At 73.5% G+C, this 13,225-nt stretch carries 9 protein-coding genes; 2 read left to right on the forward strand and 7 right to left on the reverse strand.

The window, feature by feature from the left end:
* Positions 1 to 15: 15 nt before the first annotated feature.
* From ACFYX4_RS16170 to ACFYX4_RS16195, 6 genes are all read right to left on the reverse strand, one after another.
* Positions 16 to 1,869, reverse strand: coding sequence for a cellulase family glycosylhydrolase (locus tag ACFYX4_RS16170; RefSeq protein ID WP_389332375.1), 1,854 nt, complete (start codon positions 1,867 to 1,869; stop codon positions 16 to 18).
* A 117-nt stretch (positions 1,870 to 1,986) separates the two neighbouring features.
* The gene (locus tag ACFYX4_RS16175) at positions 1,987 to 3,966 is read right to left on the reverse strand and encodes a GTP-binding protein (protein ID WP_389332378.1); all 1,980 of its coding nucleotides are present in this window, start codon (positions 3,964 to 3,966) and stop codon (positions 1,987 to 1,989) included.
* A gap of 163 nt (positions 3,967 to 4,129) precedes the next feature.
* Positions 4,130 to 4,642 (reverse strand): metallophosphoesterase family protein, encoded by a 513-nt coding sequence (locus ACFYX4_RS16180; protein ID WP_389332381.1) that lies wholly within the window; start codon positions 4,640 to 4,642, stop codon positions 4,130 to 4,132.
* Positions 4,643 to 4,708: 66 nt separating this feature from the next.
* The gene (locus ACFYX4_RS16185) at positions 4,709 to 4,891 is read right to left on the reverse strand and encodes a hypothetical protein (protein WP_389332384.1); all 183 of its coding nucleotides are present in this window, start codon (positions 4,889 to 4,891) and stop codon (positions 4,709 to 4,711) included.
* Between the two features lie 45 nt (positions 4,892 to 4,936).
* Positions 4,937 to 5,287 (reverse strand): DUF6479 family protein, encoded by a 351-nt coding sequence (locus ACFYX4_RS16190; RefSeq protein WP_389332387.1) that lies wholly within the window; start codon positions 5,285 to 5,287, stop codon positions 4,937 to 4,939.
* A gap of 123 nt (positions 5,288 to 5,410) precedes the next feature.
* Positions 5,411 to 7,918: a SpoIIE family protein phosphatase gene (locus ACFYX4_RS16195; protein WP_389332390.1), complete on the reverse strand. Its 2,508-nt coding sequence runs from the start codon at positions 7,916 to 7,918 to the stop codon at positions 5,411 to 5,413.
* A gap of 171 nt (positions 7,919 to 8,089) precedes the next feature.
* Between ACFYX4_RS16195 and ACFYX4_RS16200 the strand changes: the two genes are divergently transcribed.
* Positions 8,090 to 10,243, forward strand: coding sequence for a SpoIIE family protein phosphatase (locus tag ACFYX4_RS16200; RefSeq protein ID WP_389333023.1), 2,154 nt, complete (start codon positions 8,090 to 8,092; stop codon positions 10,241 to 10,243).
* Between the two features lie 236 nt (positions 10,244 to 10,479).
* Here the strand turns inward: ACFYX4_RS16200 and ACFYX4_RS16205 are convergent, their stop codons facing one another.
* On the reverse strand, positions 10,480 to 11,925 hold the full coding sequence (locus tag ACFYX4_RS16205; RefSeq protein ID WP_389332393.1) for a S1 family peptidase: 1,446 nt from the start codon (positions 11,923 to 11,925) through the stop codon (positions 10,480 to 10,482).
* A 1,009-nt stretch (positions 11,926 to 12,934) separates the two neighbouring features.
* Here ACFYX4_RS16205 and ACFYX4_RS16210 point away from each other — a divergent pair.
* The gene (locus tag ACFYX4_RS16210) at positions 12,935 to 13,150 is read left to right on the forward strand and encodes a type A2 lantipeptide (protein ID WP_351098600.1); all 216 of its coding nucleotides are present in this window, start codon (positions 12,935 to 12,937) and stop codon (positions 13,148 to 13,150) included.
* Positions 13,151 to 13,225: the final 75 nt, after the last annotated feature.

Raw genomic sequence — 13,225 nt, forward strand, 5'->3', positions numbered from 1 at the left:
GTCCGTCCCCGTCGTCTATCCCAGCTTCTGCGTCACCCAGGCCGACAGCTCCGAGCGGGCCGCGGCCAGCAGGGAGGCGGACGGTGCGGTGGCTCCGTTGGTGACCAGGGCGTAGTGGACGGCGCCCGAGTCGGGGGCGGTGAGCAGCAGGCGGCGGCTGCCCGTGCCGCCCGGTTCCGGGGCCGCGCCGATCTTGGCGGTGCTCGTGTACGCGGGCGGGCCGTACACCGTGCCGAGGTCGGAGACGACGGTGGTGGCGGCGGTGGGGAAGGAGGCGGGCAGGTGCAGTTCGGTGGGGGCGGCGCTGCCGTTCGACCGCCACACCAGTAGGCCGTACTGGCCGGAGCCGACGAGCTGCGCCGTGCTGGGCAGGGAGCTCGGCACCGGGTTCCAGGTGAGGGTGGTCGAGCCGTCGCGGGAGCGGTCCTCGTAGGTGAAGGCGAGGGTGGTGCCGCCGGTGGCGCTCGGGTAGACCCGGTCCAGGAGCCGGGCGTCCTGACGGAGCGTCGCCTTGCCCGCGTCGTCGAGGCGTACGGCGGAGAGGTCCTCGTCGTTCCAGGCGTCGCCCGCGGTGAGCACCTTGTCGGGGTTGCCGTTCATCAGCTCGCGGTGGCGGCCGTTGTAGATGTCCCACTGCCACTGCTGGCCGGAGAGGACGGGTCCGGAGGCGGCCGGGGTGTTCCACCAACTCGCGCCTTTCACGCGGGAGTCGAGGGCCTGGTACATGGCCTTGAGGACGGTCGGGGCCTTGTCGGCGACGGTGCCCGCGAGGGGGTGGCCGAACTCGCTGACGACGGCGGCCGTGCCTGCCGCCGCCGCCCGGTCGCGGACGGTGCCGAAGTCGGTGACGTACTGGCCGTCGGCGGCCTTGCCCCACATCAGGATCCCGGAGATGGCCTTCTGGTCGTAGAAGTGGGTGTTGAAGACGTAGCGGGAGCCGAGGACGCCCGCGTCGAGGAGGCCGCCTTCCTCCTTGCTGACGTTGCCGTTCCAGAAGAGGTTCGGCTCGACGAGGGCGGGCTTGTCCTGCCAGCCGGCCGCGTCCATCCGGGCCCGGAACTTCACATAGAAGGGCCAGAGCAGGTCGCGTTCCCAACTGCGGCTGTTCTGGCCGGAGTCGTAAGCGCCGGCATACGGCTCGTTGTACGGGTCGAAGCCGACGACGCCCGCGAACTGCTCGGCGGTCAGGTTCTGTTTGACGTACGCCATGGTCCGCTGGGCGGTGGTGAGGAAGGCGTCCTGGAGGCCGTACGCGTTGTGCCAGAAGTCGCGCTGGGCGGCCTTCACCGCGCCGTTCTGGGTGATGTTCTGCCCCCAGAGGAAGCAGATGCCGCAGGACTCGTCGGGGTAGTTGCCGAGGTCCACGGCCCACTGCGGGGCGCCGTCGCCGGTGTACCAGCTGTCCGGGTCGAACAGGTACCGGGAGTACAGGTCCTGGTGGAAGTCGGGGTAGACGCGGACGCCGGCGTCGAGGAAGGCGCGCATCTGGTCGGTGGCGGCGGCCAGGTAGGCGGGGTCGACCTGGCCGCGCACCGGCTCGGCGTAGGCCCAGGAGAGCAGGAAGCGGACGGAGTTGCCGCCGCCCAGGGCACGCAGGGCGGTCGCCGACTTCCTCGCGTCGGCGACCGAGGCGAAGGGCAGGCCCTTGTTCTCGGCGAGCTTGGTCTCGCCGGAGACGTTGTAGCCGCGCAGGACGACCTCGCGCCCGTGGGCGTCGACGAAGCGGCCGCCGGAGACGGTGAGGGGGGTGCCGTCGAAGGAGAGGGAGTCGGGGACGGTGGCGGCGGAGGCGGTCGGAGTGCCCGCCACCGTCAGGAATCCGCAGAGGACAACCAGAACAACGAGCAGACGTGCCCGGATATTCGGCATGTCCACTACAGTCGGGCGATTTCCGGACACCGTCAATAGCTTCTGACTCACGAGTAAGGTCGAACTTCGCTCACCTCAACCACCCTTCCTGCACGCCTTGTTCGGGTGCCCGTCGCATCAACCGCCCGTCCTGCCCGTCACGTTCAGCAGGTACTCCTTCCGGTTCAGCGGGTTGCGGTCGGTGCGCGGGCGTTCGGGGACCGTGCCGTGGACGACCGGCGCGTAGTGGTCGAAGGCGCTCTCGAACTCGGCCTCCCCGCGCGTCAGTCCGGGCAGCCGCTGCTCCAGGGCGTGCACCCGGGCGGCCGGCACCGCGCCCTCCAGGACGCAGAGCGCGCCCCGGGTGTCCGTCGTGCGCGGCACGGCCCACAGCGCGGCGAGCACCGGCAGCAGCGCGCCGAGCGTGTCCGCCGGGGCCTCCACCCGGAAGCGGTGCATCGGCTCGTACACCTGGGTGCCCGCCCTGCGCAGCGCCTCGGTCAGCACCAGCGGGGTGAGACCGCGGAAGTCGTGCCCGGTGCTGGACATGCTCTTGTCGAAGCCCTGGTGCGCGTGGCTCTGGCGGGGCCAGTAGCCGCAGTGGGTCATGGTGACCGCGCAGTCGTCGACCCGCCAGCCGCGCAGCCCCTGGCCGAGGGTCTCGCGGACGGTGTCCTCGACCGCCTTGAAGAACGCGTACGGCATCGCGCCCAGCTCCACCTCCAGGCCGAAGCTGACGCCGCTGCCCGGCGGGGCCGGGTCCACGCGCAGACCGACGGTGGCGAGGAACGGGTTCGCGTCCTTCTTGATGAACTCGGCCGCCGCCCCGCTGCCCGCCGGCCGCTCGACGCACAGGGGCGTCGTCTCGCGGAAGGTGACGTGCAGGCCGTACTCGTCGGCGAGGGTGGCCTGCACGACCTCCTTCTGCACCTCGCCGTAGAGCGACACGGAGGTCTCCCGGCGGATCTCGTCGTGGCGCAGGCCGATCAGCGGGTCCTGTTCGGCCATCTGGGTGAGGGCGAGGTGCAGCGAGCGGCGGTCGGTGTCCGGGCCGGGCACGACGACCGTCTCCAGGGTGGGCGGCGAGAAGAAGTGGCCGGGCGGGGTGCGCGGCACGCCGAGGCTGTCCCCGATCCGCACCTCGGCCAGGCCCCACAGCCGGGCGATACGGCCCGCCGCGACCGACTCCTCCCGCGCGTCCCGTGCGTCGGCGCCCCGGCCGAAGACGCTGATCGCGGTGACCTTGCCCTCCCGGCGGGGCTCCTCGTGGCCGAAGGGGACGCGGTCGCGGGTGCGCAGGGTGCCGGAGAAGAGGCGCGCGTAGGCGACCTTCTCCCCCGCCGGGCCCCGCTCCACCTTGAAGACGGTCCCGGACAGCGGGCCCCCGGGGTCCCCGGCCGCCGGGGGCAGCAGCTCCCTGACGCCGGCGATCAGCTCGGGCACGCCCGCGCCGGTCACGGCCGAGCCGAACCAGACCGGGTGGACGAGGGCCCGCCCGGTCTGGGCGACGAGCGCGGCGCGCAGCCGCTGCGGAGCGAGGGAGCCGTCGACGTACGCGGCCAGCAGGTCGTCGTCGTGGTCGGCGAGGACGTCCGGGGCGAGACGGCCCGGCCGGAACGCGGCGACGGGCGTGCCGGCGTCCGACACCGTGCCCATGGGGACGACCGGTGCCGACAGCCGGGCGCGGAGCTCGCGCAGGACGCCCTCGGGGCGCGCGCCGCGCCGGTCGATCTTGTTGACGAGGATCAGCGTCGGGATGCGCAGCCGGCGCAGGGTGCGCATCAGGACCCGGGTCTGCGCCTGCACGCCCTCCACCGCCGAGACGACGAGGACGGCCCCGTCGAGCACGCCGAGGACGCGTTCCACCTCGGCGATGAAGTCGGGGTGGCCGGGGGTGTCGATGAGGTTGACGGTGACGTCGTCGACCGGGAAGGAGACGACCGCCGCCTTGATGGTGATGCCCCGCTGCCGTTCCAGGGCGAGGGTGTCGGTGCGGGTGCTGCCGGCGTCGACGCTGCCGATCTCGTCGATGGCGCCCGCCGAGTGCAGCAGGCGCTCGGTCAGGCTGGTCTTACCGGCGTCGACGTGGGCGAGGATTCCGAGGTTGAGCAGGTGCACGAAGCGTCATGTCCTTGGGAGTGGGAGGGGTTCCTTCCTGGGGGGACATGAACGCTGCTCGCATCTCGGCTCCTGGTTCCTGCGGGGTTCCCGCGGGATTCCCGCGGTGACGGATCACTCGCAGTCCACCAGAGCGGAGAGCGGGACGGCAACGGATTAACGGTCAGCCGGCCGGGGCCCGGGGCGGCAGCCGGTGGAGGACGACGTCGGTGAGACGGCCGTCGTCGACGGCGGCGGTCAGATAGGTGCAGTGCGGCTGACGGCGGCGGTCGGTCGGGGACCCCGGGTTCAGCAGCCGCAGTCCGCCGGGGGCGGTGGTGTCCCAGGGGATGTGGCTGTGCCCGAACACGAGGACGTCGAGATCGGGGAAGAGCGCGGCGCAGCGGGCCTCGCGGCCCTGGGCGGGCCCGGTCTCGTGGACGACACCGAAGCACAGCCCGCCGAGGTCGGCGCGGGCGACCTCGGGGAGCCGGGCGCGCAATGCGGGGCCGTCGTTGTTGCCGTACACGGCGAGGAGCCGCCGGCTGCGCCGCTCCAGCAGGTCGAGGGTGGCCGTGTCCACCCAGTCACCTGCGTGGATCACCACGTCGGCGCGCGGCAGCTCGTCGAGCAGCGGGGCAGGGAGGGCCTTGGCGCGCTTCGGCAGATGGGTGTCGGACATCAGCAGAAGGCGCACGCCGTCACCTCCTCGGCGCTCGGTCCATCGACTCGTCGGCCCCTCGGTCGTTCGGGGTCCGTCCGCTCAGTCGTCTCCCCTGACGATGTTGCCTTCCGCGCCGTACGGCCTCGCGGGCGCGGCGCCCGGGAGCTCCACGGCGGGCAGGCAGGTACGCGGGGCGGCGCCGGCGCGGCGGAGGCGGCGGGCTCTGGCCCAGCCGGTCTCGGGCCGGCGGACGGTGGGCTTCTCCTCGAGCTGCGAGGTCACTGCGGTTCACTGCCTTTCTGTGTCGGGATCAGCTCTTTGCCCGGATCAGCGGGCGCCGGATCCACCGCCGCCGAACGAGCCGCCGGAGTCCTCCTCCGTGCGGGGGCGGCTGCCGGTGGGCCGCAGCTCGTGCGGAGTGAGGCGGCGGCCCTCCTCCGGGTGCGGCATCTCGTTCGGCTCGCGCGCCTGGCTGCTCTCACGGACGGGACCGGACGCGGGCATCCGGGGCTGCTCATGAGGCTGCGGCGGCCCCGGCTCGCGCCTGCGTACGCGGATACCGAGCCGGACGGCCCAGATCAGCGCGCCGACGAGCACGACGCCGACCACGATGAAGGCGACGACCGCCAGCGCGGACTTTCCGGAGGCCGCCAGGTAGGCGGAGGCGATGGTGTCCATGCACGCCGGGTACCCGGCCCTCGGCAGGACACGCCCCGCCCGCGCGTCTCTCACTCCCCCGGCGGTGTGTGCTTTCCCTCAGTCGGGGGACCCCTGGAAAGTCAGTCGGGGGACCCCTGGGGGTCAGTCGGGGGACCCCTGGGGGTGCTCCTCCAGCGGGATCTCGCTCCACACCTGCTTGCCGCCGCTGACCGGCACCGTTCCCCAGGCGTCGGAGACCGCCTCCACCAGGAGGATGCCCCGGCCGCCGGTGGCCTCCCAGGTGAGGCCGGGCGGCTTGACCGGGGTGCGGGGCGAGGCGTCGGTGACGGCGAGGCGCAGGCGGTGGCTGATCAGGCCGAGGTCGAGCCGGACCCGGCCGTCGGTGTGGACGAGGGCGTTGGTGACGAGTTCGGAGACGACGAGCAGGGCCGCGTCCATGGCGTCGGCGGGCACGCCCCACGCGCGCAGGGTTCGCCGGGTGAAGCGGCGGGCGTGCCGGGCCGCCTCGGGGACCCGCCACACCGTCCAGCCCTCGCGCAGGGGTTTGACGGCCATGCCGTCGTAGCGCATGAGGAGGAGGGCCACGTCGTCGCCGCGGTGGGCGCTGCCGAGGAGGGCGTCTGCGACCAGGCCGAGGTGGGCGGGGTCGGAGACGGACAGCCCTTGGGCGAGGCGTTCCATCCCGATGTCGATGTCCATGTCGGCGGACTCCACGAGCCCGTCGGTGGTGAGGGCGACGACGGTGCCGGGCAGCAGCCGCAGCGGGGTCATCGGGAAGTCGGTCTGGCTGATGACGCCGAGCGGCGGCCCGCCCTCGGACTCGACGATCTCGGTGGAGCCGTCCGGGTGACGCAGCACGGGCTGCGGGTGCCCGGCGCGCACGGACCAGGCCGTGCCGGCCTCCATGTCGACGTCGACGTAGCAGCAGGTGGCGAAGAGGTCGGTCTCCATCTCCACCAGGAGGCGGTTGGCGTGGGCGACGACGACGTCCGGCGGGTGCCCCTCGGTGGCGTAGGCGCGCAGCGCGGTGCGCATCTGGCCCATGAGGGTGGCGGCGGCGGTGCTGTGTCCCTGGACGTCGCCGATGACGAGGGCGACATGGTGGTCGGACAGCGGGATCACGTCGTACCAGTCACCGCCGACCTCCAGCCCCGCGGTGGCGGGCAGATAGCGGGCGACGGCGACCGCGCCGGGGAGTCTGGGCAGGCGGCGCGGGAGCAGCTGGCGCTGGAGCATGCCGACCAGTTCGTGTTCGGCGTCGAAGGCGTGGGCGCGGGTCAGGGCCTGTCCGACGAGGCCGGCGGTGGCGGTGAGCAGGGCGCGTTCCTCGGGGCGGAACTCGTGCGGCTCGTCCCAGCCGATGAGGCAGGCGCCGGCCATGCGCCCGGCGGCGGACAGCGGGAGGACGGCGAGGCCGCCGGGGCCGACGTCGGCGAGGGCGGGTTCCAGGGCGGTGCCGGCGGGCCAGATCCGGGTGCGGCTCTCGCGCAGCGCGGAGGCGAGGGTGGGCATGGCGCGCACGGGCGCGTCGGGCCACTCGGTGCGCCACTCCAGCCGCCACAGGTCGGGCCAGGCCTCGGGTTCGGGCGGGTCGAGGACGGTGACGACGAGGCGGTCGTTCTCCAGCTCGGCCAGCGCCAGCCGGTCGGCGCCGAGCGGGGCGCGCAGGGCGGAGACGACGGCCTGGCTGACGTCGCGGACGGTGCGGGCGGCGGCGAGCGAGGCGGCGAGCCGCTGGACGCGGGCCACGTCGGTGACGGCGGAGCGCAGGGTGGAGGCGTCGGCGACGGTGCCGACCAGGCGGGCCGGGCGGCCCGTGCCGCCGGGCAGGAGCCGGCCGCGCAGCCGCACCCAGCGGGGCGGGCCGTCGGACCGCAGCACCCGGAACTCCAGTTCGCGTTCGCCGATCGTCATGTGGTCGGCCTCGACGACGGACATCAGGGAGGGCAGGTCTTCGGGGACGGTGAGGCCGAGGAGGGTCTCCACCCGGCCGTCGAAGCCGGCCCGGCTCAGCCCGAACAGCTCCAGGAGGGCGTCGCCGGCCTCGACCCGGCCGCTGTCCATGGCGAGGCTGAAGTCGCCGGGGCCGCTCTCGGCGTTCTCGACGGGGAGGGCGGAGGTCGTGGTGGCGCGGGCGGCGGTCGTGGGGAGGACGGCGGCGTCCCTGACGACATCCGCGACGGCCTCCGCGACGAGGTCGAGGCACGCGCGGTCGTCGGTGTCGAAGCCGCCGGGGCGCTCGCCGAGGGCGAGGAGGCAGCCGCCGCCGGGCAGGGGCAGCGCGGCGAGGTGGGCGTCCCGGGCGGACGCCGGACGCGGATCGGCGTTCCCGGCCGGCGGGGCGGGGCCGAGCCAGAGGGGCCGTCGCTCGCGGTGGACGCGGGCGGCCGGGGAGCGGCCGTCGGCGGGGTAGCTCGCGCGCAGGCCGTAGAGGGTGCGGGGGACGCCGGCCGACTCCACCAGACGGAGGTCGTCGCCGTCGTCGGCGGGGGCGTAGACGGCGGCGAGGGCGGCGCCCGAGAAGACGAGCGCCTGTTCGAGGACGCGGCGCAGTCGTCCGGGCGCGGCGGGGTCGGAGGCGATCGTTCTGAGGGCGGCCTCGGCACGCAGCGCTCCCGTTCCGCGCTCCGCAGCGCCCTCACTGACCACGTCGGTATTACAGCGCTTATGTGACGTTCGCGCAGCCCCTGTGCGTCGCCGCGGGCCCGTCCGCCGTGCGCGAGCGGCCGTCAGGGGGCAGATTTGGTTCCTGGGAACATGCGGCTCCGGTCCCGGGAGCGTGCGGCCCGGGTTCCCGGGAGCGTGCGGCCGGGCGAGGAGGTGGTCGCCGTGTCCTCGGCAGAGACGTCCGGCGGACCGCCGGCGGCCGTCGCCGCCCCGGTCGGCCAACCGGTGCTGTCGCTGGCGCTGACGTCGATGATGGACGGCGTCGGGGCGCACTCCGGCGCGGTGTACCTGCGTCCGGGTGACGAGCCGGTGCTGGAGATGGCGGTGATGGCGGGGCTCCCCCGGTCCTTCGCGGCCCCCTGGGAGCGGGTGGGCCTGAGCGCGCCGATCCCGGTCGCGGAGGCGGTGCGCGAACGCCGGCTGGTGTGGGTGGGCGGCGAGGAGGACATGGCCCGGCGCTATCCGCGCATCGCCGTCGTCCTGCCGTACCCCTTCGCGCTGGCCGCGATGCCGGTGGCGACCGGGACGAAGGTGTACGGCGCGGTCTACGTGACCTGGCCCGGCTCGCATCCGCCGGAGCTGGCGGACGGGGAGCGGCAGCACCTGGAGGCGGCCTGCGAAAGGTTGGCGCTGCGGCTGGAGCGGGCGGCGGAGCAGAACCGCTCGGTGCGGGCGGAGACGGATCCGCTGGAGGCGGGACCGCTGGGCGGCGTCGCCGGCACGCTCGGCTCGGTGGAGGCGGCGCGGATGGTGGCGCGGCTGCCGTACGGGATGTGCTCGCTGGATCTGACCGGGCGGGTGGGCTTCGCCAACGGGGCGGCGGCCGATCTGCTCGGCGTCCCGGTGGGCGGGCTGCTGGGCACGCAGTTGTGGGCGTCGGTGCCCTGGCTGAACGACCCCGTGTACGAGGAGCGCTACCGAGCCGCGCTGATCGGCCAGGACGCCACCTCGTTCGTGGCGCTGCGCCCGCCCTCCGAGTGGCTGTCGTTCCGGCTGTATCCGAGCACCACGGGGATCAGCGTGCGGATCAGCCGGGCCCGCGGTGTGGCGGAGCCGGGGCCGTCCCGCGCCGGGCAGGGGGACGCGCCGGCCCGGCTGGTGTCGATGTCGCAGGCGCTGAGTCTGGCGGGGGCGCTGACCGAGACGGTGAGCGTGCAGGACGTGGTGCGGCTGGTCGCGGACGAGATCGCGCCGGCCGTGGGCAGCCGGGCGCTGACGCTGCTGGGGGCGCGGGCGGGCCGGATGCGGGTGCTGGGGCACCACGGGTATCCCGATCCGCGGGTGGTGGAGCGGTTCGACGGGATGGCGCTCGACGCGCCGACGCCGGGCGCGCACACCGTCTCGCACGGGGTGCCGGCGTTCTTCGACTCCCGGCGGCAGCTGGAGCGCCTCTACCCGGCCCGGCACGCGACACCCGACGGCTTCGCGGCCTGGGCCTTCCTTCCGCTGATCGCGTCCGGCCGCCCGGTCGGGGCGTGTGTGCTGGCGTACGCGGAGCCCCGGGCGTTCTCCACGCACGAGCGGGCGGTGCTGACGAGTCTGGCGGGGCTGATCGCGCAGGCCCTGGACCGGGCGCTGCTCTACGACGTCAAGCATCAGCTGGCCCACGGGCTTCAGGCGGCGCTGCTGCCGCACTCGCTGCCGGCGCTGCCCGGGATCGAGGCGACCGCGCGCTATCTGCCGGCCACCCGGGGCATGGAGATCGGCGGCGACTTCTACGACCTGGTGTCGTCACGGCCGCTGCCGGCTGCGGTGATCGGGGACGTCCAGGGCCACAACGTGACCGCGGCCGGGATGATGGGGCAGATCCGCACCGCGGTGCGCGCGTACACGACGGTGGGACAGGAGCCGGGTGAGGTGATGCGCAGCACCAACCGGCTGCTGTTCGACCTGGGTTCGGACCTGTTCGCCAGCTGTCTGTACCTGCGGCTCGATCCGGGCCGGGGGCGGGCGGTGATGGCGCGGGCGGGGCACCCGCCGCCACTGCTGCGCCGGCCGGACGGGCGGGTGAAGGTCCTCGACCTGGCGGGCGGTCCGCTGCTGGGCATCGACGGCGAGGCGACGTACGCGACCACGGAGGTGGACTTCTCCCCCGGCTGTGTCCTCGCCCTCTACACGGACGGGCTGATCGAGTCGCCGGGCGTGGACATCGAGGACGCGGTGGCCGCACTGGGCCGGCGGCTGGCGCAGGCCGGCGAGTCGCCGTTGGAGGAGCTGGCCGACGGGCTGGTGGGGCACTACGCGGCGACGGAGGAGCGGATCGACGACGTGGCGCTGCTGTTGCTGCGGGCACGCGGAAGCGACTGACGGGACGTCAGCCGCTGTGTGCCCAACAGAGTTGTACACGAGCAGAGTTGTACACGAACGGAGTTGACGGGTCGTCAGTCGCTGGTGGTCGCCGGCGCGCGCGACGGCGGCCGATGGTGGGGCATCGGCCGCCGTGCGCCTGTCGGTCCGGCCCTCCCGCCGGAGGGCCGGACCGTTCCACCGTCAGCCGGAACCGCTGGATCGGGCCGACGGCGGGTCCGCGTCAGGTACCGGGATCAGTGCTTGTCGTTCTGACCGTTCTCGGCGCCCGCACCGGCCTCCTCGCCGCCGGCCTCCTGGCCCGCGTCCTGGCCCGCGTCCTGGCCTGCCTCCTGGCCGGCCTCTTCACCGCCGGCCTCCTGGCCCGCGTCCTGGCCGCCTACCTGCTGGCCGGCCTTCTCGCCACCGGCCTCCTGGCCCGCGCCGGCCTCTTCACCGGCGCCCGCGCCCGCTTCCTCACCGGCACCGGCCTCTTCACCGGCGCCCGCGCCCGCTTCCTGGCCCGCACCGGCTTCCTCACCGGCGCCGGCCTCCGCGCCGGCGCCCGCGCCCGCACCGGCGGCGCCGAGGGTCGCGCCGACGGCCTCCAGAGCGGTGGTCACCGGCTGGAAGAAGGTCTCACCGCCGACGGTGCAGTCACCGCTGCCGCCCGAGGTCAGGCCGATGGCCTGGCCGTCCTGGGTGAACAGCGAGCCGCCGCTGTCGCCGGGCTCGGCGCAGACGTTGGTCTGGATGAGACCGGTGACGGTGCCCTCGGGGTAGTTGACCGTGGCGTCGAGGCCGAGGACCTGGCCGTTGGAGAGGCCCGTGGTGCTGCCCATGCGGAAGACCTCGGTGCCCACCGTCGCCTCGGCGGCCTCGGTTATCTGGACCGTCTGGTCGCCGAGGTTGACCTCGCTCGGGGCCTCCGTGGCGGGGTCGTCGTACTTCACGAGTGCGAAGTCGCCCTCGCCGGGGAAGACCGCCTGGTCGACGGTGGCGATCGGCTCGCCGTTCTCCGCGTCGGCCCACGCCTCCTCCGCGACCCCGCAGTGACCGGCCGTCAGGAAGGCCGGGGAGCCGTCGCCGGCGGTGACGTTGAAGCCGAGGGAGCAGCGGGCTCCGCCGCCGAAGATGGCGTCGCCGCCGGAGGCGAAGGTCTTGAAGGTGCCGGCCGACTTCTTGATGGTCGCCGTGCCCTCGCCGAGGCTCTTGACGGTGGACTCCAGCTGGTCCCACTTGCTGCCGGTGACGGTGGAGTCGGCCGTGACGAGGATCTTGTTCGTCTTCGGGTCGACGGCCCACGAGGTGCCCGGGATGGTCGCCTTGGCCTTGAGGGTCTGCGAGGCCGTCTTGAGCTCCGCCGTGCTGTTCTCCACCTGGCGGACCTGCGCGCCGGCCTTCTTCGCCTGCACGATGACGTTGTTGTCGTCACCGGAGACCTCGACCACGTTGATGATCAGCTGCTGCTGACCGGCGTCGTAGTACGAGCCCGCGAAGGCGTCGCCGAGCAGCTTCTCCAGCTGCGAGGCGAGGTCCGAGGCGTCCGACGCCTTCAGCGTCTTGGGCGCGGCCGCGGCGGCGTTGTTGCTGCCGTCCTGGGAGGCGTTGGCGTTGGGGAGCAGGAGTGCCGCCGCGCCGAGCGCTGCCACGCCGCCTACCGCGATCGCGGCCTTACGCTTCGGAATTCGCTTGTGACTCAAAAAACTCGACCTCCTGGGGGACGGGGTCTGGCTGCCGGTGGTCGGCAGCTCCGTACAGCGGCGCCTGGTTGCCGATGAGTACGCGGGGAGCCCGTCCGGTGTTCATTCCGTTTGCCAACTCTCTTTGCAGAACGATGAATCAGCCATGACCGGGGGCCGACCGAACCGCCCGAGGAGCAATCGCCCATATGACGATGACGACCGCCGAAGCCGACAAGATCCTTTCCGGCGGCTTCGCGTGCCGGGGGCCCGTCGCGGGCCTCCTCGGGGGCGGCCTCGGGGCGGACCGCGCCGTTCCGCGTCTCCCCTGGTCACGGACGCCGGCAGGGGAGGGCGAGGGCTGTCGGGGCGGGCGCTGACGGCCTCGGCCCACTCGGCCGCCGTGATCGCCGCGCCGGCCGCCCGGGGGGCCTTCGCGTCGATGACGACGGGGCGGCGATCCCCCTCGTTCGGGCTCGTTCGGGCGCGCGATGGCCGATTCGAATGTCTTGAATCATTCGGTCCTCGCCCGGAGAGCCTGACGCCGGTTCAGGAGTGGACGCGGTTCGGGCCAAGGGAACACCGTCCGGAGCCGGACGCTGACGCTCCGTCCAGCACGGCAAGCGGAATCCCTGCTTCAGAGAATCTGCACATCGAATGCTCATGGGGGTCACGGGAAGCGGGGGTTCTGCACATCCGTGCGCCCCTCTCCACGTCATTGGGGCGGGTGTGTCGGATTCGCCGCGCCTGTACCGGCGGGCGGGGCGGGCCGAGGCCGGGCGAGGTGTGAAGAAGTCGCCGACAAGCGGTGCGCGAACCTGCACCGTTCGACGCTCCTGTGACGCAAGTTCCCTGGTGAGAGCAGTGATTGATTGGAAGCGGCGGCGGTCTTCCTGCTTTGATCCATCGCACCGCAAGGCCGCAGCGGCTCCCGGAGACGGGGCCCGGCGTCCGCGGTCGCGGCCGTCATCTGTCCCCAGAGGGGGCCGCTCCCCCCTTACGAGTTATCCATATGAAGGGAAGTTCCCCCATGAACTCCACCCCCCAGGTTGAGACCGTAGAGATCGCCGACGCCGACCTCGACAACGTCTCCGGCGGCCTGTCCGTGAACGCCCTCGGCACCGTCACCGGCCTGGTGGACGGCATCGCCCCGGTCTCCGGCGTGGTCGACACGGCCGTCGGCACCGTCGAGGGTGTCACCGGCCTGAACACCGCCCCGGTCACCAACCTGGTCGCCGGTCTCTGATCGCACCACGTGTGACCTTCTGAGTCCCGGAGCCGTCCCTCGGCTCCGGGACTCGTCGGCGTCCCGGAAACCCCC

The organism is Streptomyces sp. NPDC002328, from assembly GCF_042890065.1.
In the GTDB taxonomy this organism is placed as follows: domain Bacteria; phylum Actinomycetota; class Actinomycetes; order Streptomycetales; family Streptomycetaceae; genus Streptomyces.